This window comes from Duganella sp. GW821-FHT07G03 (assembly GCF_059418605.1).
Map to the genome: position 1 here is coordinate 314470 of NZ_JBWKQE010000004.1, position 18354 is coordinate 332823.

Annotated in this window: 21 protein-coding genes; 14 read left to right on the plus strand and 7 right to left on the minus strand. The window is 64.0% G+C overall.

What is annotated here, in order from left to right:
- Positions 1-57: 57 nt before the first annotated feature.
- On the minus strand, positions 58-240 hold the full coding sequence (locus AC07OK_RS08555; protein WP_494689929.1) for a TonB family protein: 183 nt from the start codon (positions 238-240) through the stop codon (positions 58-60).
- Between the two features lie 154 nt (positions 241-394).
- On the opposite strand from AC07OK_RS08555, the gene AC07OK_RS08560 reads away from it, so the two are divergent.
- Positions 395-796 (plus strand): SRPBCC family protein, encoded by a 402-nt coding sequence (locus tag AC07OK_RS08560; RefSeq protein WP_494689901.1) that lies wholly within the window; start codon positions 395-397, stop codon positions 794-796.
- A 22-nt stretch (positions 797-818) separates the two neighbouring features.
- Here the strand turns inward: AC07OK_RS08560 and AC07OK_RS08565 are convergent, their stop codons facing one another.
- Positions 819-2117, minus strand: coding sequence for a M20/M25/M40 family metallo-hydrolase (locus AC07OK_RS08565; RefSeq protein ID WP_494689902.1), 1299 nt, complete (start codon positions 2115-2117; stop codon positions 819-821).
- Between the two features lie 20 nt (positions 2118-2137).
- On the minus strand, positions 2138-2560 hold the full coding sequence (locus AC07OK_RS08570; RefSeq protein WP_494689903.1) for a PACE efflux transporter: 423 nt from the start codon (positions 2558-2560) through the stop codon (positions 2138-2140).
- A 92-nt stretch (positions 2561-2652) separates the two neighbouring features.
- Here AC07OK_RS08570 and AC07OK_RS08575 point away from each other — a divergent pair, with 92 nt between their 5' ends.
- The 3 genes from AC07OK_RS08575 (at position 2653) to AC07OK_RS08585 (ending at position 4620) form a co-directional block, all read left to right on the plus strand.
- Positions 2653-3558 carry a LysR family transcriptional regulator gene (locus AC07OK_RS08575; protein ID WP_494689904.1) on the plus strand — a complete coding sequence of 302 codons (906 nt, stop codon included), beginning with the start codon at positions 2653-2655 and terminating at the stop codon, positions 3556-3558.
- A gap of 77 nt (positions 3559-3635) precedes the next feature.
- A complete protein-coding gene (locus tag AC07OK_RS08580; protein ID WP_494689905.1) occupies positions 3636-4292 on the plus strand; it encodes a thiol:disulfide interchange protein DsbA/DsbL in 657 nt (218 codons plus the stop codon).
- A gap of 1 nt (position 4293) precedes the next feature.
- Complete coding sequence (locus AC07OK_RS08585; RefSeq protein WP_494689906.1) at positions 4294-4620, plus strand: TfoX/Sxy family protein; 327 nt, start codon at positions 4294-4296, stop codon at positions 4618-4620.
- A 22-nt stretch (positions 4621-4642) separates the two neighbouring features.
- Here the strand turns inward: AC07OK_RS08585 and AC07OK_RS08590 are convergent, their stop codons facing one another.
- Together AC07OK_RS08590 and AC07OK_RS08595 are read right to left on the minus strand one after the other, a co-directional pair.
- On the minus strand, positions 4643-4780 hold the full coding sequence (locus tag AC07OK_RS08590) for a hypothetical protein (RefSeq protein WP_494689907.1): 138 nt from the start codon (positions 4778-4780) through the stop codon (positions 4643-4645).
- A 100-nt stretch (positions 4781-4880) separates the two neighbouring features.
- The gene (locus AC07OK_RS08595) at positions 4881-5594 is read right to left on the minus strand and encodes a TetR/AcrR family transcriptional regulator (RefSeq protein ID WP_494689908.1); all 714 of its coding nucleotides are present in this window, start codon (positions 5592-5594) and stop codon (positions 4881-4883) included.
- A gap of 130 nt (positions 5595-5724) precedes the next feature.
- Here AC07OK_RS08595 and AC07OK_RS08600 point away from each other — a divergent pair, with 130 nt between their 5' ends.
- The 3 genes from AC07OK_RS08600 to AC07OK_RS08610 are packed head-to-tail and all read left to right on the plus strand — an operon-like array spanning position 5725 to position 10039.
- Positions 5725-6885 (plus strand): HlyD family secretion protein, encoded by a 1161-nt coding sequence (locus AC07OK_RS08600; protein ID WP_494689909.1) that lies wholly within the window; start codon positions 5725-5727, stop codon positions 6883-6885.
- A gap of 11 nt (positions 6886-6896) precedes the next feature.
- Positions 6897-8519: a DHA2 family efflux MFS transporter permease subunit gene (locus AC07OK_RS08605; RefSeq protein WP_494689910.1), complete on the plus strand. Its 1623-nt coding sequence runs from the start codon at positions 6897-6899 to the stop codon at positions 8517-8519.
- A 38-nt stretch (positions 8520-8557) separates the two neighbouring features.
- Entirely contained in the window at positions 8558-10039 is a 1482-nt protein-coding gene (locus AC07OK_RS08610; protein WP_494689911.1) for an efflux transporter outer membrane subunit, read from the plus strand.
- 37 nt (positions 10040-10076) lie between these two features.
- Here AC07OK_RS08610 and AC07OK_RS08615 read toward each other — a convergent pair whose 3' ends face one another.
- On the minus strand, positions 10077-10997 hold the full coding sequence (locus AC07OK_RS08615; RefSeq protein ID WP_494689912.1) for a LysR family transcriptional regulator: 921 nt from the start codon (positions 10995-10997) through the stop codon (positions 10077-10079).
- Positions 10998-11097: 100 nt separating this feature from the next.
- Here AC07OK_RS08615 and AC07OK_RS08620 point away from each other — a divergent pair, with 100 nt between their 5' ends.
- From AC07OK_RS08620 to AC07OK_RS08645, 6 genes are all read left to right on the plus strand, one after another.
- The gene (locus AC07OK_RS08620) at positions 11098-11709 is read left to right on the plus strand and encodes a short chain dehydrogenase (RefSeq protein ID WP_494689913.1); all 612 of its coding nucleotides are present in this window, start codon (positions 11098-11100) and stop codon (positions 11707-11709) included.
- Positions 11706-12305 carry a short chain dehydrogenase gene (locus AC07OK_RS08625; RefSeq protein WP_494689914.1) on the plus strand — a complete coding sequence of 200 codons (600 nt, stop codon included), beginning with the start codon at positions 11706-11708 and terminating at the stop codon, positions 12303-12305. Before AC07OK_RS08620 ends, AC07OK_RS08625 begins: the two co-directional genes overlap by 4 nt.
- Positions 12306-12365: 60 nt before the next feature.
- Entirely contained in the window at positions 12366-14066 is a 1701-nt protein-coding gene (locus tag AC07OK_RS08630) for a DUF8614 domain-containing protein (RefSeq protein WP_494689915.1), read from the plus strand.
- A gap of 142 nt (positions 14067-14208) precedes the next feature.
- Positions 14209-14880, plus strand: coding sequence for a hypothetical protein (locus AC07OK_RS08635; protein ID WP_494689916.1), 672 nt, complete (start codon positions 14209-14211; stop codon positions 14878-14880).
- Positions 14881-14980: 100 nt separating this feature from the next.
- Positions 14981-15694, plus strand: a complete 714-nt coding sequence (locus AC07OK_RS08640; RefSeq protein WP_494689917.1) for a BON domain-containing protein — start codon at positions 14981-14983, stop codon at positions 15692-15694.
- 134 nt (positions 15695-15828) lie between these two features.
- A complete protein-coding gene (locus AC07OK_RS08645; protein ID WP_494689918.1) occupies positions 15829-17139 on the plus strand; it encodes an MFS transporter in 1311 nt (436 codons plus the stop codon).
- Positions 17140-17149: 10 nt separating this feature from the next.
- Here the strand turns inward: AC07OK_RS08645 and AC07OK_RS08650 are convergent, their stop codons facing one another.
- Positions 17150-17542: an MAPEG family protein gene (locus AC07OK_RS08650; RefSeq protein WP_494689919.1), complete on the minus strand. Its 393-nt coding sequence runs from the start codon at positions 17540-17542 to the stop codon at positions 17150-17152.
- A 241-nt stretch (positions 17543-17783) separates the two neighbouring features.
- Here AC07OK_RS08650 and AC07OK_RS08655 point away from each other — a divergent pair, with 241 nt between their 5' ends.
- The gene (locus tag AC07OK_RS08655) at positions 17784-18302 is read left to right on the plus strand and encodes a hypothetical protein (RefSeq protein WP_494689920.1); all 519 of its coding nucleotides are present in this window, start codon (positions 17784-17786) and stop codon (positions 18300-18302) included.
- The last annotated feature ends 52 nt before the right edge of the window (positions 18303-18354 follow it).

Consider the following 18354-nt stretch of genomic DNA (forward strand, 5'->3'; position numbering starts at 1 on the left):
GTCACTTTTTTTGCCAGCTGCCGGCACCGCAGCGCCGGGCAGCCAGACAAGCCAACATCAGTTCAGGATCCACTTGTATTGCACCACGGCCCAGACAGGGGTAGCGCTATCTTTCGACGCGGGGGTGAACTTGCAGCTGGTGCTGGCGTGCAGCGAGGCACGGTCGCGCATGCGGTCGCCGCTCGATTCGATTACTTTGGCTTCGCGCACCGAGCCATCGCTGCCTATCAGTACGGCCAGACGTCAAGAAAGGGGGGGCGGTCAGTTTGGGGAGCCCGTCAAATGGCACTTTGCCGGAACTGCCCCTGAAGCTCGCGACGAGTTTCTACATAGGGGGCTACACTTATGACGTCGCCCTGGCAGGTCCGAGGCTCGCTGCATGACGGAGAACGATATGGCATCGATACGCAAGGAAATCGACATTGACGTCCCACCGGAGCAGCTGTGGGATGCGCTACGCGACGTGGGCGCGCTGCATACTCGGCTGGTAAAGGGCTTCGTCACCGATTGCAAATTGGAGCCGGACGGCGCGGCGCGCATGGTGACCTTTGCCAACGGCATGGTGGTGCGGGAAGTGATCGTCACCGTCAGCGACGAAGACCACCGCGTGGTCTGGTCGGCGGCGGGCGGACGGCTCAGCCATCACAACGCCTCCGCACAGGTCTTCGGCGAAGGTGCGCACGGCAGCCGGCTGGTGTGGATCGCCGACCTGCTGCCCGACAGCATGGCGCCCGCCGTCGCCGCCATGATAGAGCAGGGGCTGGATGCGATGAAGCGCACCGTCGAGGCACGCTGATGGTGTCAGCACAGTTTGATCTTTAGCGCGTGAGACGATACAGCAGGATTGCGGTACGGATGGTGGCGCGTTCGATCGAGGCGATTTCCAGGTCCTCGTCGGGCGAGTGGCTGCCGTTGCCGGTCGCGCCCAGGCCATCCAGGCTGTCGAGCAGCGGGGCGACGAACTGTACGTCGCCGGCGCCGCGCTGGCCTGGCGGCAGGGGAGGGATCTCGCCCAGGCCGGCATCGCTGCTGGCTTGCGAATAGGTCTTCAGTATGGCCAGGTTGCCGGCGGTCGGCGACATCGGCGGATACGATTCGTGGAAGCTGATGCTGGCGCTGGTGCTCGGCAGATTCTGCGCGACGATGGCCTTCATCTTCGCGTGCGCGCGGTCGCGCTGTTCGTAGGTCAGGTAGCGCAAGTCGCCGTGCACGGTGGCGGTGCGCGCGATCACGTTGCCCTTGCCGGCGGCCTGGCCTTTCGAACCGGTGGCATCGAGGCTGACGTCGGTACCGCCCAAAATCAAACCGGGGCTGAAGGTCAGGTCAGGCTCGATCACCTGCTGGCGGAAGCCGTCGACAATGCGCGCCGCTTCGTACACGGCGCCATAGCCGGCGCTCTCGGTGAAGATGCCGCTGGAATGGCCTTGCTTGCCCTTCACTTCGAGATCCCACGACGACGAGGCGCGGCGGCCGATGGTGCCGGTGTCCTTGCCGCTCTTGTCGCGCACCGTGGCCTCGAAGGCCAGCGCGATGTCGCTGCGCTTTGCGGCTGCGACCATGTCGGCGCGCGAGATGTCGACCGGATCACCGGCGCTCTCCTCGTCGCCGCTGAACATGACGGTGATCGTGGTGTTATCGAGCGCGCCCACGCGCTGCAAGGCGCGCAGCGCTTCGACGATGATCACGTCGCCGCCCTTCATGTCGTTGACGCCCTGGCCGCGCACGCGGGCGCCGTCGCGCTTCCACAGCTGCACCGGGCTGTCCTTTTCAAACACGGTATCGAGATGGCCGATCAGCAGCAGGCGCTTGCCTTGCTTGCCCTCGCGCGTGGCGAGCAGGTGGCCGGCGCGCTTGACGGCGGGCGGCATGTCGATCCAGCGGGTGGTGAAACCCAGCTGGTCGAACTGTTCGCGAAACACTTTGCCGACTTCGCGCACGCCCTCATGGTTCATGGTGCCGCTGTTGATGTTCACCGAGCGCTCCAGCAGCTGCAAGCCTTGCTCCGAATGCGCCTTGACCTCGGTGACGATCTTCTGCTCGACAGGCGATAGCGCCGCGGCGCCTGCGCTACTCATTGCCAACACCAGTGCTGCGAACGCGAACGGTTTCAATGCCATGTGGACTCCGGGGTGATCAATCAAGCTTGTGCCGACGCTGGCAGTCCGAAGATGCGGTCGAAGGCCAGGCTGAAGAGAAAGGTATAAAACATAAAGAATAACACCAGCCCCAAGTCCAGCACAAAGGCTTCCCACAGCGAGATGCCCAGCCACCAGGCGAACAGCGGTACCAGGATCACTACCAGGCCGCCCTCAAAGCCCAGCGCGTGGGCGGCGCGGCGCATCCAACTGCGGCCCCGCACTGCCTGGCGCGCTTCCCAGGCTTCGAACATGCCGTTGTAGACGAAGTTCCACACCACCGCGACCAGCGACGAAGCGACGGCGGCGACGCTGGCGTGGCCGGCGTCATGCCCCATCAGCAGCACCAGCACGCTGCTGGTCAGGCCGACGGCGATCAATTCAAACAGCGATACGTAGACGACTTTGCGTTTTAATCCTTGCATGATGTTTCCTCCTTAATACGATGCAACCATTTTAATAGCAATTTTCTGATTGAAAAAGTCGACAGCTGTCAGTTTTTCTGACAGCATGGGATATGGCCTTCTCCAGCGATAACATCGCCATCTTTCTCGCCGTGCTGGATCACGGTTCTTTTTCCGCAGCGGCGCGGGCGCTGGGAAGGGTGCCGTCGGCCGTCAGCATGGCGATCGCCAACCTGGAGGCGGAACTCGATTTGCAGCTGTTCGACCGCACCTCGCGCGAGGTGCGACCCACCGAATCGGCGCGCGCATTGGAGGCGGAAGCGCGCCAGATGGCCGGCCAGCTGCGCCGCTTGCAGGCGCACGCGCTGTCGCTGCACCAGGGACTGGAGCGGCGTCTGACATTGGCCATCGCGCCCGAGCTGCTGTCGGCGCCGTGGAGCGATCCGCTGGCGCGGCTGGCGGAGGAGTTCCCGTCGTTGGAAGTGGACGTGTTGTCGGTCCCGCAGAACGACGCGCTGCGCATGCTGCACGACGGCTCGGCGCAGCTGGCGCTGATCTACGAACGGCCGCAGATCGACCAGCGCGAAAGCTTCCAGGAGCTGGGCAGCGAGGTGCTGGTGGCGGTGATCTCGCCCCAGCATCCGCAGGCGCGCGAGCGCAATGGCCAGTTCCGGCTGGAGGACTTGGTCGACATGCGCCAGATCGCCATCGTCAGCCGCGACGCGCGGATCGAGGACGAGCGGGTGCTCATCTCGCGCAAGCTGTGGCGCACCGACAGCCATCTGGCGACACTGAGCCTGGTGCGCGCCGGCGTCGGCTGGGCCTATCTGCCGCACCGGCTGGCGGCGCCGCTGCTGGATAGCGGCGAACTGCTGGGCATAGGCTTCGCGCACATGAGCAACCAGGTGCGCCTGTGGGTGGACGTGGTGTGGCTCAACGACCGTCCGCTGGGCCTGGGCGCGCAGCGCCTGATCGCGCTGATGAAGGACATCGCCGGCCTGGAGGCGCGGCCGACTTAATGCAGCCTTAATCCGCCCGCCGCACAGTAATGGAAGCTGTTATATTCGCTGTGCAGATTTTTTCATAAAGGATAACCATGCTTCGCCTGAAACTCGCTGTCGCCGCCGTCGCCTTGCTGGCCGGTTCCGCATTCGCCTCGCCCACCGCGCCGAAGAACGGCGCCGAGTACACCACCCTGAAAACGCCGCAACCGGTGCTGGCCGACGGCAAGAAGGTCGAGGTGATCGAGTTCTTCATGTACCACTGCCCGGCGTGCTACGCGCTGGAGCCGGCCATGCTGGCATGGGTGAAGAAGCAGGGCGACAGCATCGTGTTCCGTCGCATCCACCTGCCGCTGACCGGCGAGAACGATCCGGAAGCGCATATGTTCCTGACGCTGGAGGCGATGAAGCTGGAAGAGTCGCTGCACGCCAAGCTGCTGAGCACCTGGCACGTCGAGCGTCGCCGCCTGAAGAGCGATGCGGATAATGTCGATTGGGCGGTCAAGAACGGCGTCGACAAGGATAAATACCTGGCCATGTATAACTCGTTCTCGGTCATCACCAAGCTGAAAAGCGCCGGCCGCGTGGCCAGCACGTATGAAGTCAACAGCACGCCTACGCTGATCGTCAACGGCCGCTACTCGACCAATCCATCGATGGTGGACACCAGCAACCCAGGCATCCCGCGTCCGCAGCTGGACCAGGCGACCTTGCAGGTGCTGGACGCGCTGGTCGCGATGTCGCGCAAATAAGTTGGCCGCCAGCGCAGAATTTGTCAGCTGGATGCGCGAGCAATTCGCGCCGCTGGGCGCGGCCGTGTCGGATGGGGTGTTTTTCGGCGGCCGCGCGTTCAAATATCACGGCCTGCAGTTCGCGTGGGTGATCGGCAGCACGCTGTACCTGCGCGTGGGCGACGCCACCCGCGCCGAATTCGAGGCCGAAGGCGCGGCGCCGTTTTCCTATGAGACGAAGAAGGGCACGGTGCTGGTCCGAAAATACTATTCGGCGCCGGAGTTCCTGCTGGACGATCCCGAGCAGATGCTGGTCTGGGCCCGCAAGGCGATCGACGCGGCCGAGTAGACCGCCGCAGGGCGCCGGTGTGTCAGTTGACGGTGAAGCGGGTCGGGATTTCGATGCCGCCGTTGCGCGCGGCTTCAGCGTAGGCTTGCATTTCCTGGACGACGGCGTCGAGCTGTTCCTGGCCTGGGTTGGCCTGGAACATTTTGATGCGCTCGTTCATGAGCGTTACCTGCCTGCTCCAGTCTAGTCGATTCGATTTGCTCATGTCTGCTCCGTGGGTAAAAAAACAGTATAGAGCAAATGATAAAAATGCACAGCTTCTAACGCAGCACGGCGCGGAAGAACAGGTCCAGCCCTTGCGTGGCGCGGGCGCGCAGCTCGTCCACGGTGGGCGGATGATCGGTCGGGAACAGCATGCGCACCATGGTGTCGCCCATGATGCAGGCCAGTACGTGCACCGCCAGCGTCTCCACCGGTATTTCCGGACGCAGCTCGGCGCGAATGTCGGCGCGGCCGAAGAAGCGCATCAATTCCTGGCGGGTGCGCAGCGGGCCGGCTTGGAAGAAAGTGTCGGCCAGCTCCGGCGTGGTCCTGGCCTCGGCCACCACCATGCGGTGCAGGCTGACGAAGGCGGGCGCTGTCACCAGCTCCAGGAAGCGCAGCGCGAAATCATCCATCACCTCGCGGAACGGCCGCGGGTCCGCCTCCATGTCCGACATGCCGGCGAAGAAATGCGCGCGTCCGTTGGTGATGACGGCGTTCAGCAGCCCGGCCTTGCCACCAAACTTGACATAGATCGTGCGCACCGCGACATGGGCTTCGCGCGCGATCATCTCCAGGCTGACCTTGCTGTAGCCTTTTTCCAGGAACAGTTTGGTCGCCGTGTGCAGCAGCGATTGCAAGCGGGCTTCCTTGTCGGCCGCGCGCGGGCGGCCGGCCGCCTTGCCGTAGCAGGGCGAATCGGGGGAGTCATTGGCGGCGTCTTCCGGGCAATCCGGGTCGTCCAGGGCGGCGGCGTTGGCGGTGATCTTCATGGGCTGACATGGTAATGGATGCGGACATCGTAGTCCAAAATAAAATGAAATGCAATCGTTTCATTTCTTGACTTTGCCGAAATTCGGGCTAATAATGCACTTCTCCCATTTCATTTATTTGGAGCTGCACATGTCCACCCAGCACACCCAAGAACAAAAAGTGCTCAGCGCCGTACCCGCTGCCCAGCCTGCGGCGCCCGCCGTCGCTGCGCCGGCCGGCCCGGCCAAGTCCAATACCCGCGTGCTGGTGATCGCCGCCGTCGTCGCGCTGGCCGCGTTGGCCGCCGGTGGCCGCATGTGGTATCGCAGCCATTATTTCGTCGAGACGGAAAACGCCTATGTGGCCGGCCACGTGCATCCGGTGTCGGCTCGCATCGCCGGCGTGGTCACCAAGGTGCTGATCGACGATAACCAGATCGTCAAGGAAGGCGATGTCATCGCCGAGCTGGATCCGTTCGACCAGCACGTGAAGGTCGAGCAGATCCAGGCGCAGATCGCCACCGCCGAACAGCAAGTGGCGCAGTCGGACGCGCAGATCGCCCAGACCCAGGCCCAGGCCAGCGCCGCCGCCGCCCAGGTGGCGCAGTCGGAAGCGCAGCTGGTGCGCGCCAAGCAGGACGCCGAACGTTACGGCCAGCTGTATAACAGCCAGATGAAGGCCGTCTCGAAAGCGGAGCTGGACAGCGCCGTCGCCGGCCGCGCCAGCGCCGTGGCCGATCTGGCCGCCCGCAAGGACAACGCGCTGGCCGCCAAGGCCCAGATCAGCGCCGCCCATTCGGCGCGCGACGTGCTCAAGGCGCAGGTCAACGTGCTGCGCGTGCAATTGAAGGACGCCCAGCAGCAGCTGGCCTACAACCGCATCCTGGCGCCAGTGGGCGGCCGTATCGGCAAGCGCAGCATCGAAGTGGGCCAGCGCGTGACGGCCGGCCAGCAGCTGACCGCCATCGTGCAGGAAAACGTCTGGCTGACCGCCAACTTCAAGGAAACCCAACTCGCTGACCTGAAGCCGGGCCAGGAAGTCAAAGTCTCCATCGACGCGATTCCGGGCCATGAACTGGTCGGCAAAGTCGACAGCTTCGCACCGGCTTCCGGCGCCCAGTTCGCGCTGCTGCCGGCCGATAACGCCACCGGCAACTTCACCAAGATCGTCCAGCGTGTGCCGGTCAAGATCACCTTCAAGCCGGAAGACGTCAAGGCCCTGAGCGGCCGTCTGGTGCCGGGCATGTCGGCGATCGCCGAAGTGGCCGTCAATCAGTCCAATTCGCAATCCGAAGCCAAAGCCGCGCACTAAGGAGCCCTGTCATGGCTAGCACCACAATCGATACGCCGGCCGGCGGCGCGGGGAAACCTGCGCTCGCGCCTATCATGCCGAGCGAGAAGGTCTCCGGCCGCACCTGGATGGCGGTGGCCGCCGGCATGCTGGGCGCCTTCATGGCGGTGCTCGACATCCAGATCACCAACTCGTCGCTGAAGGACATCCTCGGCACCTTGTCCGCCACGCAGGAAGAGGGCTCGTGGATCGCCACCGCCTACCTGGTGGCCGAGATCATCGTCATTCCGATGACGGCCCTGCTGACCCGCGTGTTCGGCATGCGCGCCTACATGATGGGCACCACCGCGCTGTTCCTCGGCTTCTCCACCTTGTGCGGCTTCGCCTGGAACCTGCCGAGCATGATCGTGTTCCGCATGCTGCAGGGCTTCACCGGCGGCGCGCTGATCCCGATGGCGATGACGCTGGTGATGAGCAAACTGCCGCCATCCAAGCGCGCCACCGGCATGGCCATCTTCGGCCTGACGGCGACGCTGGCGCCGGCGATGGGCCCGACCTTCGGCGGCTATCTGAGCGAGCTGTATGGCTGGCCGTCGATCTTCTACATCAACTGGGTGCCTGGCTTGCTGCTGATCGGCGGCATCGCGATCGGCCTGGACAAGGAAAAGGTCCAGCTCAAGCAGCTGTTCAACGCCGATTGGCTGGGCATCGGCTTCATGGCCCTGGGCCTGGGCAGCCTGACCATCTTCCTGGAAGAGGGCAACAGCAAGGACTGGTTCGATTCGTCCTTCATCATCACTTTCGCGGCGATGGCGATCATCGGCCTGCTGGGCTGGATGGTGACGGGGGCGACGCGCAAGCAGCCCTTTGTCAACCTGGGTCTGTACGGCCACCGCAACTTCTTCGCCGCCACCGCGCTGTCGATGGCGATGGGCATGGGCCTGTACGGTTCCTCGTTCCTGCTGCCGCTGTACCTGGGCCAGATCGCCGGCTATTCGCCGATGCAGATCGGGGAAGTCATCATGTGGGTCGGCCTGCCGCAGCTGTTCATCATGCCGTTCGTGGCCAAGCTGTCGTCCAAGATCGACAACCGCATCCTGTGTTCCTTCGGCCTGCTGCTGTTCGGCGGCTCCTGCCTGATGAACGCCTACATGGACGCCACCACCGGCTATGACCAGCTGCTGCTGTCGCAGGTGGTGCGGGCGCTGGGCCAGCCGTTCGTGATGCTGACCTTGTCGAACTTCGCGATGAACGGCATCTCGCCGAAAGACATGCCGTCGGCATCGAGCCTGATCAACATGACCCGCAACCTGGGCGGTTCGATCGGTATCGCGCTGCTGGCCACCGCGCTGACTTCGCGCGAGCATTTCCACTCGCAGCGCATCGGTGAATCGGTGACCGGCTTCGCGGCCGCCACGCAGGAACGTTTGGCCGCGCTGACGCAGTCGTTCATGAGCAAGGGCTTCGATGCCACCAGCGCCGGTGACATGGCGCTCAAGGCGATCGACGGCATCGTGCGGCGCGAGGCCTATGTGATGGCCTATAACGATGGCTTCTTCCTGGTCGCGATGGTGCTGTTCGGTTGCATCGGCGTGCTGTGGTTCTCGGACAAAGTCAAAGCCCCTTCGGCTGGCGGTGGCGGCGGCGCGCACTAAGCGTCGGTCTTCAATCAAATTTTAAGTGAGGTAACACCATGTTGAATTCAGCTTTGAAGCGCCTGACGCTCGCTGTTTCCGTAACGCTGGCCGTCACCGGCTGCGCCACCGTCGGCAGCGATTTCGCCGCGCCGAAGAACGTCGCCGACGCGTCGTTCCGCCACCTGCCGCAAGCCGGCGCCAGCGAGGCACACCTGCCCGCGCAGTGGTGGACCGTGTTCAACGACGACACCCTGAATCGCCTGGAACAAACCGCGCTGCGCGACAACCCGAGCATCAAGGCCGCCGCACAGCGGCTGGTGATCGCGCTGGAGCAGGCCGGCGTGTCGCGCTCCAGCCAGCAGCCGTCGCTGAGCGTCAACACCTCGGTGTCGAACTCGCGCACCTCGGCCGAGACCTCACAGGGGCTGGCGCTGGGCGGCCGTTCGATCAAGGGTAACAACTACTCGGTGGGCGCTGCGCTGTCGTATGAAGTCGACTTGCTGGGCCGCGTGCGCCGCCTGGTCGAAGTCTCCGATGCGCAGGCTTTGGTGGCCGAGGCCGACCGCGACGGCGTGCTGTTGCTGCTGTCGTCGCAACTGGCCACCACCTACTGGCAGCTGCGCGGCCTGGACGCCGAGATGGCGATCCTGAACGGCGCGCTGGACACCCGCCGCGAAACCGAAGACCTGGTGACGGCACGCTTCAACGCCGGCCTGTCGAATGAGCTGGACGTGTCGCGCGCCCGCATCGAGCGCGCCAATGCGCAAGCGGACCTGCATGAAGTGCAGCGCCAACGCAACCTGCTGGAACATAGCCTGGCGACGCTGGTCGGCGCTTCGCCGTCGGCGCTGCTGACGGCGCCGAAAGCGAATGCCGCCGTGCTGCCGCAACCGCCGGCGATTCCGGTCGGCCTGCCTGCCAGCCTGCTGGCGCAGCGTCCGGACCTGGCGGGCAGCGTGGCCAACCTGCGTTCGACCAACGCGCAGATCGGCGTGGCCGAAGGCGCGTTCTATCCTTCGCTGACGCTGACCAGCAATTTCGGCTACGCGTCGGAGAGCTTGAAGGAACTGGGCAAGGGCGGTTCGCGCCAGTTCAGCATCGGTCCTTTGGCGCTGTCGCTGCCGATCTTCGACGGTGGCCGCAACAAGGCCAACCTGGCCATTTCGAAAGCGCGCTATGAAGAGGCGATCGCCAATCACGAGACCAAGCTGTTGACGGCTCTGCGTGAAGTGGAAGACGCATTGTCGGACGTGCAGGAGCGCCAGTTGCAGGGCGAGGCGCAGTCGGCCTCGCAAGTGGCGGCGGCGCGCGGCTACCTGGTGGCGCGTGCGCGCTACGAGCGCGGCGTGTCGACCTACCTGGACGTGACCGATGCGCAGCGCAGCGCGCTGGCGGCCGACCGCGCGGCGGTGCAGATCAACACCCAGCGCCTGCTGGCGGCGGTGTCGGTGGCGCGCGCCTTGGGCGCGGGCTGGCAGCCGTCGGCGCAGCTGGCGACGGTGGCGCAGAACGGCGCGATCAAGCCGCTGGCGCAGTAACGTGTTTTCCGCCCGGTGCAATGCCGGGCGTAGTCCCCTACGCGGAAGAGGCCAGCGGCAGTGCTGCCGCTGGCCCGAAGCGTTCCACGATGAAGTCGATGAAGGTGGTCAGCTTGGGCGTGGCCCGGCGATCGCGCTGGTAGACCAGGTGCATCGGCCGCGCCGGAGGCAGGTAGTCGCATAGCACCGGCACCAGCCGTCCGGCGGCGATGTCCTGCGCCAGCAGCACCTCGGCCTGCATCACGATGCCGAAATCCTTGAGCGCGGCCATGCGCAGTGCCTGGCCGCTGTTGGTGCGGAAGCGGCTGGCCGGCAGTTCGCGCTTGCCGCGGACGTCGTGTACTGATTGCAGGCGCCAGCGTACACCCACCGTCCCCACCATGAAGTCCAGGCATTCGTGCCGCGCCAGGTCGTCCGGCGTGAGCGGCGTGCCGTGCTTTTTCAGGTAGGCCGGCGAGGCGCAGATCGTCATCCCGTAGTTGAACAGCGGGCGCGCGATCATGCCGGAATCGTCCAGGGGGCCGATGCGCACGGCGGCGTCGTAGCCTTCCTCCACCATGTCGACCATGCGGTCGTTGAGGTTCAGGTCCACGCCCACTTCGGGATGCAGGCGCAGGTAGTCGCTGATCGCGGGCGCCAGCCATTCGCTGCCGAAGGAGACCGGCGCGGTGATGCGCAGCCGCCCGCGCGGCACGCTGCGCATCGCTTCGGCGCCGGTTTCGGCGGCGGCGATCTGCGCCAGGATGGCGCGGCACTGTTCGACATACTGGGCGCCGATTTCCGTCAGGCTTTGGCGGCGCGTGGTGCGCGTCAGCAGGCGCGCGCCCAAGGTGGCCTCCAGGTGGGCGATGTGCTTGCCCACCATGACAGGCGAGAGCTGGAAGGCGCTGGCGGCGGCCGTGAAATTGCCGGCGTCGACGACGGCGACGAAGATCTCCATGCTGCGCAGCTTGTCCATGTGATTGCTAATCGTGGGTTAGTAATGATCGTCATCTTAGCTCATTTATTCCTGTGGCGTTGTGGCAGATACTGGTGTTTTCACTCACAGGGAGAGCAGCATGAAAGTAGTCGTCATAGGTGCGGCCGGCACGGTCGGCAAGGCAGTCGTCGAGCAACTGGGCCAGCGGCACGAGATCGTGACGGTCGGCGCCTCCAGCGGCCAGTATCAGGCGGATATCGCCGATATCGCGCAGGTGCGCGCCTTGTTCGCCAAGATCGGTCGCGTGGATGCGGTGGTGGTGGCGGCTGGTTCGCTGCATTTCGCGCCGCTCGCCAGCTTCACGCCGGAGCAGTTTTATGTGGGCTTGAACAGCAAGTTGATGGGGCAGGTCAATGTGGCGCTGGTGGCGCAGGAATACCTGAACGACGGCGGTTCGATCACCCTCACCAGCGGCATCGTGGCCGATGAGCCGATCCGCAACGGCGTCAGCGCCACCATGGTCAATTCCGCCGTCGAAGGCTTTGCGCGGGCGGCGGCGATCGAACTGCCGCGTGGATTGCGCATCAACGCCGTCAGCCCGACGGTGCTGGAGGAATCGATGGGCAGCTACGGCCCGTTCTTCATCGGCTTCGAGCCGCTGCCTGCGCACCGCGTCGCGCTGGCGTATGCGCGCAGCGTCGATGGCGCGCAGACCGGGCAGGTCTACCACGCTTGGGGAGCGTCGGCGTGAAGGTGCTCGTGATCGGCGGCACCGGGACCATCGGCAGCGCCGTGGTCGAGCAGTTGGGACTGCGACATGAGATCGTGGTGGTCGGCGCGCGCGGCGGGCAGCATCAGGTCGACATCGAAGACATCGCGCAGGTACGGGCTTTGTTCGACAAGGTTGGCCGCGTCGATGCGGTGGTGGTGGCTGCGGGCGCGCTGCATGTGGGGCCGTTGGCCGAGCTGACGCCGGAGCATTTCCATGTGGGCCTGAACGGCAAGTTGATGGGGCAGGTCAACGTGGCGCTGGTGGCGCAGGATTTTCTCAACGACGGCGGCTCGATCACGCTGACCAGCGGCGTCGACACCGAGCATCCGATCCGTGGAGCGGTGGCGGCATCGACGGCCAATGCGGCGGTGCAGGGCTTTGTGCGGGCCGCCGCGATCGAGCTGCCGCGCGGCTTGCGCATCAATGCCGTCAGTCCGACGGTGTTGCAGGAGTCCGTGCATTTGTTCGGCGACCTGTTCACCGGCTTTGAGCCGATCAAGGGTAGCCGCGTCGCGTTGTCGTATGCGCGCAGCGTCGATGGCGCTCAAACGGGACAGGTCTATCGGGCCTGGTAGTGGGGAGGGAGTGATATCCGTTGTACTACAATGCGGATCTCACTCCACCCTGAGGTTCGAATGAAAAAAATACTGCTCCCTCTGGCCCTGGCTATCGCCTGCGCCTCCGCTTATGCCGCACCGGCCAGCGTGACCGATCTGGATAAGATGACCAAGCGCTTCGCGCCGGTCGCCTTGACTGCCGACACCAGCCAACTCTCGGCCGGCGACAAGAAGGCCATCGCCAAGCTGATCGAAGCGGCCAAGATCATCGACGTGCTGCAACTGCGCCAGCGCTGGTCCGGCAACGAGGCGCTGTGGTCCGCGCTGCAGAAGGATCAAACGCCGCTGGGCAAGGCGCGCTTGAACTACTTCTGGCTTAACAAAGGTCCGTGGTCGATCCTGGACGACCATCAAAGCTTCCTGCCGGCCGAGTTGGCCGGCATCGCCATCCCGGCCAAGAAGCCGGAAGCCGGCAACTTCTATCCCGAAGGCGCGACCAAGCAAGCCCTGGAAACCTGGATGAACGCGTTGCCTGCCAAAGACAAGGAGCAGGCGCAGTGGTTCTTCACCACCATCCGCAAGAACGCGGCGGGCCAGTTCACCATCGTCAAGTATTCGGACGAGTACAAGCCGGAGCTGGAGAAGGCCGCCGCGCTGCTGAAGCAAGCCGCCGCCGATACCGATAACGCCTCGCTCAAGAAGTTCCTGCAACTGCGCGCCGACGCTTTCCTGAGCAACGACTACCTGGCCTCCGACTTCGCCTGGATGGACCTGGATGCGCCGGTCGACATCACCATCGGACCTTACGAAACCTATAACGACGAGCTGTTCGGCTACAAGGCCGCGTTCGAGGCCTACGTCAACATCCGCGACCAGAAGGAAACGCAGAAGCTGGACTTCTTCGCCAAGCACATGCAGGAGCTGGAAGACAACCTGCCGCTGGACGCCAAGTACCGCAATCCGAAGGTCGGCGCGTTGGCGCCGATGGTGGTGGTCAACCAGGTGTACGGCGCCGGCGACGGCAACATGGGCGTGCAGACGGCCGCCTACAACCTGCCGAACGACGAGCGCATCATCAGCCAGCGCGGTTCCAAGCGCGTGATGCTGAAGAACGTGCAGCAAGCCAAATTCAAGTCGACGCTGACGCCGATCTCCAAGCTGGTGCTGAAGCCGGCCGACCAGAAGGATGTCGACTTCGACTCCTTCTTCACCCACATCCTGGCGCATGAAATCACGCACGGCCTGGGCCCGCACATCACCAGGAACAACGGCGCCGAATCGACGCCGCGCCAGGACCTGAAGGAAGCCTATTCGACCATCGAAGAAGCCAAGGCCGACATCACCGGCCTGTACGCGCTGGCCTACATGATGGACAAGGGCCAGCTGGCCGGCACGCTGGGACAGGGCGCGGTTGCAGAGCGCAAGCTGTACACCACCTTCCTGGCCTCGGCCTTCCGCACGCTGCACTTCGGCCTGACCGATTCGCACGCGCGCGGCATGGCGATCCAGATGAACTACATCCTCGACAAGGGCGGCTTCATCTCGCACGGCGACGGCACGTTCGCGGTGGACTACAAGAAGATCAAGCAGGCGGTGATCGACCTCGACCGCGAGTTCCTGACCATCGAAGCGACCGGCGACTACGCCCGCGCCAAGGAGATGATGGCCAAGTACGTGGTGATCCGTCCCGACGTGCAAAAGGCGCTGGACAAGATGAAGACGGTGCCGAACGACATCCGTCCTGAATTCAAGACCGCCAACACGCTGCTGGGCAAGTAATTCCGCCGGCGGCGCGCCCGCAACGGGTGCGCCGCCGTTTCAAAACCTCAATCATTCATCTTTTTCTACGTAGAAATAATCTGTTGTAGAACCTGCTTGATGGCAATAAATATTGCCCACGCCATGCTACAGTTTGATCATCATGATCAAGCGCGCCTTATTCCTGCTGCTCCTGTCGTCCGCCGGCCTGGCCTCCGCCGCCCAGCTGACCGATATGGAAACCCGCTGGCTCACCGCCGGCTCCGCCGTGCTGGGCTACGCCAAGCAGGAGCTCAAGCTGCCGATCGATATCACCGTGCAACCGCAGGCCCGACCCACCGACGTGCCGCTGGCGCTGGGCTTCCAGGACGGCCGCTGCAAGCTGGTGCTGTCGATGCGCGGCAATCCCAATGCTGAAGATGTGCTCGCCGGCGTGCCCGCCGAGCAGCAGGCGCTGATGATCGAAGCCATGGTGGCGCACGAGATCGGCCATTGCTGGCGTTATGCGCAAGGCGTGTGGCACGTGCTGCCGGCCGGCTTTGAAGAATCGTCCCGGCCGGCGCTGGAGCAAGCCCAGGCGCTGCGCCTGACCCGGCGCGAGGAAGGCTTTGCCGACCTGGTCGCACTGGCCTGGACCCAGCACCGCCATCCGCAGCAATACGCCGCCGTCGCCGCCTGGATGCGCCAGGTGCGCCAGCCGGCGTCCGCCGCCGGGTCGCACGGCACGCTGGCCTGGCTGCAGCTGGCGCCCTCCGGCGCCGCCTTCAATCCCGCCCAGCCCCTGTTCGAGCAGGCCGCCAGCCTGTGGCGCCAGGGCTTGCTGCGCGGCGAATAGCCCCCCGCGGGCCAATTCCGCAACTGTGTACGTTCCCGCACAGAGCAGGGGCGTCGGCGGGCGTTTAATGTGTCCATCAACCACCACAAAGGGACACATCATGAATAAAATTCTCCTCTTCGTCATGGCAACGGCCGCCAGCGCCAGCTTCGCCGCCACCATGCCCAATAACGACACGGTGGCCTACAAGGCCACGACCAAGCAGGCCGAGATCGATTACAAGAGTGCCAAGGCGGCTTGCGGCGGCCAATCGGGCACCGCCAAGGATATCTGCGTCGAGCAGGCCAAGGTGGCCCGCGCCAACACCGAGGCGAACGCCGTCATGCAGTACAAGAACGATAAGCGTTCGGTGCAGAAAGCCGAGACCCAGGTGGCGGACGCCAATTACAACCTGGCCAAGGCCAAATGCGCGCCCATGACCGGCGCCGACAAGGACAGCTGCCTCGATACCGCCAAGTCGGTCCACGTGGCCGCCATCAATGACGCCAAGGCCGGCAAGAAAATGGCCGACACCGCCCAGACCGGCATCGATTGCAGCACCATGACCGGCACCGACAAGGCCTCCTGCGAAACCAAGCAGAAGAGCGCGATGGCCAAGGACACCGTGGCCGATTCCGTGATCACCACCAAGGTCAAGACTGAACTGCTGGCCGAGCCCGCGCTGAAATCGCTGGACGTGCACGTGGAAACCACCAACGGCACCGTCATGCTGAGCGGCTTCGTACCCTCGCAGGCGGAAGTGGACAAGGCCGTCGACGTGGCCCGCAACGTCAAGGGCGTGAACAAGGTGCAAAGCTCGCTGCGCATCAAGTAAGCTGCTCCCGCCGGCCTCCGGGCCGCCAGGGACCGCCGGCCAGCGGTCCCTTTTTTTGCTTGCATTCATGATGATCGTCATTTAAAATCGGTGCGAGCGTGCCTTCCGCGCGCACCGACTACGCGAGGACCGTCATGTTCGCCCTACCTTTATCCCGCTGGCTGCAACGCCGCGGCCTGCATTTTTCCTGGGTGATCGTCGCCATCACCTTCCTCACCGGGCTCAGCTCTTCGGCCGCGCTGGGCTTGCCGGGCGCGCTGCTGCAACCGCTGGCTAAGGAATTCGGCTGGGACGTCGAGCAGATCTCGTCGGCGCTGGCGGTGCGTTTCGTGCTGTTCGGCCTGATGGGGCCGTTCGCCGCCATCCTGATGGAGCGTTTCGGCCTGCGCAACGTCGTCGTCACCGCGTTGACCCTGGTCGCCAGCGGCCTGGCGCTGGCCACGCAGATGACGCAGTTCTGGCAGCTGGTGCTGTTCTGGGGCGTCATGCTTGGGGTCGGTTCCGGCATGACCGCGCTGGTGCTCAGCGCCGTCGTTTCCACCCGCTGGTTCGACAGCCACCGCGGCCTGGTGGTGGGCATGCTGACGGCCGCCTCGGCCACCGGCCAGCTGGTGTTCCTGCCGATCGGCGCCTGGCTGATCGAGCACTACGGCTGGCGCACGGCGGTGATCCCGGTGTTGCTGGCGTGCGCGCTGGTGGCGGTGCTGGTGTTGCTGTTGATGCGCAACCATCCCAACGACGTGGGCCTGGCCCCGTATGGCGCGGCGGTCGGCACGCCGGTCGCGCCGCTGGCGCCGCCGATGCGGATCACCTTCGCCACGCCGTTCAAGGTGCTGGCCGGGGTCGCCAATAATCGGGTGTTCTGGATATTGTTCGGCACCTTCTTCATCTGCGGCCTCAGCACCAACGGCCTGATCCAGACGCACTTCATCTCGCTGTGCGGCGACGCCGGCCTGTCGGCGGTGCCGGCCGCCTCGGTGCTGGCGATGATGGGCGCCTTCGACCTGGTCGGCACCATCGCCTCCGGCTGGCTGTCGGACCGCTACGACAACCGCAAGCTGCTGTGCATGTACTACGGCTTGCGCGGGCTGTCGCTGTTCTGGCTGCCGTATTCGGAATTCACCTTGTACGGGCTGTCCCTGTTCGCCATGTTTTACGGCCTGGACTGGATCGCCACCGTGCCGCCGACGGTGCGGCTGGCCGGCGCCACGTTTGGCAAGGAAAAGGCCGGCATGGTGTTCGGCTGGGTGTTTGCCGGCCACCAGCTGGGCGCCGCCGTGGCCGCGTATGGCGCCGGCCGCGTGCGCACCCTGATGCTGACCTACAACCCGGCGCTGTTTGCCGCCGGCGCCGCCTGCCTGGTGGCGGCCGGCGTCATCCTGCTGATCCGCAAGCCGGCGGTGGCGGCGGCCACCAGCGCCGCAGCACCGGCCAAGGCCGCGTGAGGGGAGGGCGTCAGCCCATCGCCAGCAGCGCGATGGCCACGCCCACGCCGGCAAACCACGCCACGGTGCGCAATGCATCGACATTGGCCAGATACAGGCCGATGTAGGCCAGCCGAACGCCGATAAAGCCCAGCGCCAGCAGGTCGACGCGCGCCTGCTCGGCGTGCGCCTGCTGCGCCAGCACGACTGCCGCGATGAACAGCGGCAGGATCTCGAAGCCGTTCATCTGCGCCGCGTTGGCGCGCGCCTGCCAGCCGCTCAGCCCGGCCGCCCATTCGCGCGGCTGCTTGTTGTTGTAGCGTCCGCCGCCCGACGGCAGCTTGGCCGACGCCAGCTTCGCCAGTCCGACCGTCGCGGTCGGCAGCAGGCAGGCCGCCAAAACACACCAGTTTGCAATCGTCATACAGCCATCCTTTCGATGGGGGCTTTGTGTGGGACTCGACACGTTAATACTTTAGAATTAAGTATTTGGCAAGTTTAATTTTTTGTGTTGTTAATTAATATTCTAAAAAAGAAAATATTTTTTTTCTTTCGATAATTCAATGTTAGCATCATTGAAATAATTTAAACAAGAATTTTGTGTTTTTGCTTTGCAAGCCATATGGCGCGCGAAGCTGTTTTCATCCACCTATTTGTCATCACCCATGCTAGCCACGACCTCCTGCCTACAAAACAAGACTTCTTTTATTTCGACTCTTTGGGTTTCGATCAGAAAATTTCTCTTTCAAATAGGAGTTCTCGTCCTGCTTGTGTCGGGGCTGGCGTCTTCGGCAATGGCCGGGGTCAATTTCCGGGAATTGATAGTGTACCCCGGAGGCCAAGTGGCGGCGGGAGGCACGATGTATATCGGCATGTCTGGATATGCAAAGACAACTGCCGGCTATCTCGGCGATACCGTTGCAACCACTGAGCTGTGGGTTGATGGGGTGATGGTCAAATCGGTCGACTATGACTTGGCATCTCCAGGGAATTGGGGAGATGGTCACAATCAGCCAATTAATAAAGAACAGTTTTTTGATATGACTGTTCCTGTTAATGCAGCCTCAACAGCCCACAAGGTATATATCCGGGTCATTACTGAAGAAAATGAGGTTGTGACTACAGCCACGTACGATGTGTCGGTGACGACCGCGCAGACCGGGGGTGTACTGTATTCTGTGTAAACGGGTTTTCGTTTAAGCCTGCGGCACCCGGTCTTCAAACTGGATGGCGAAG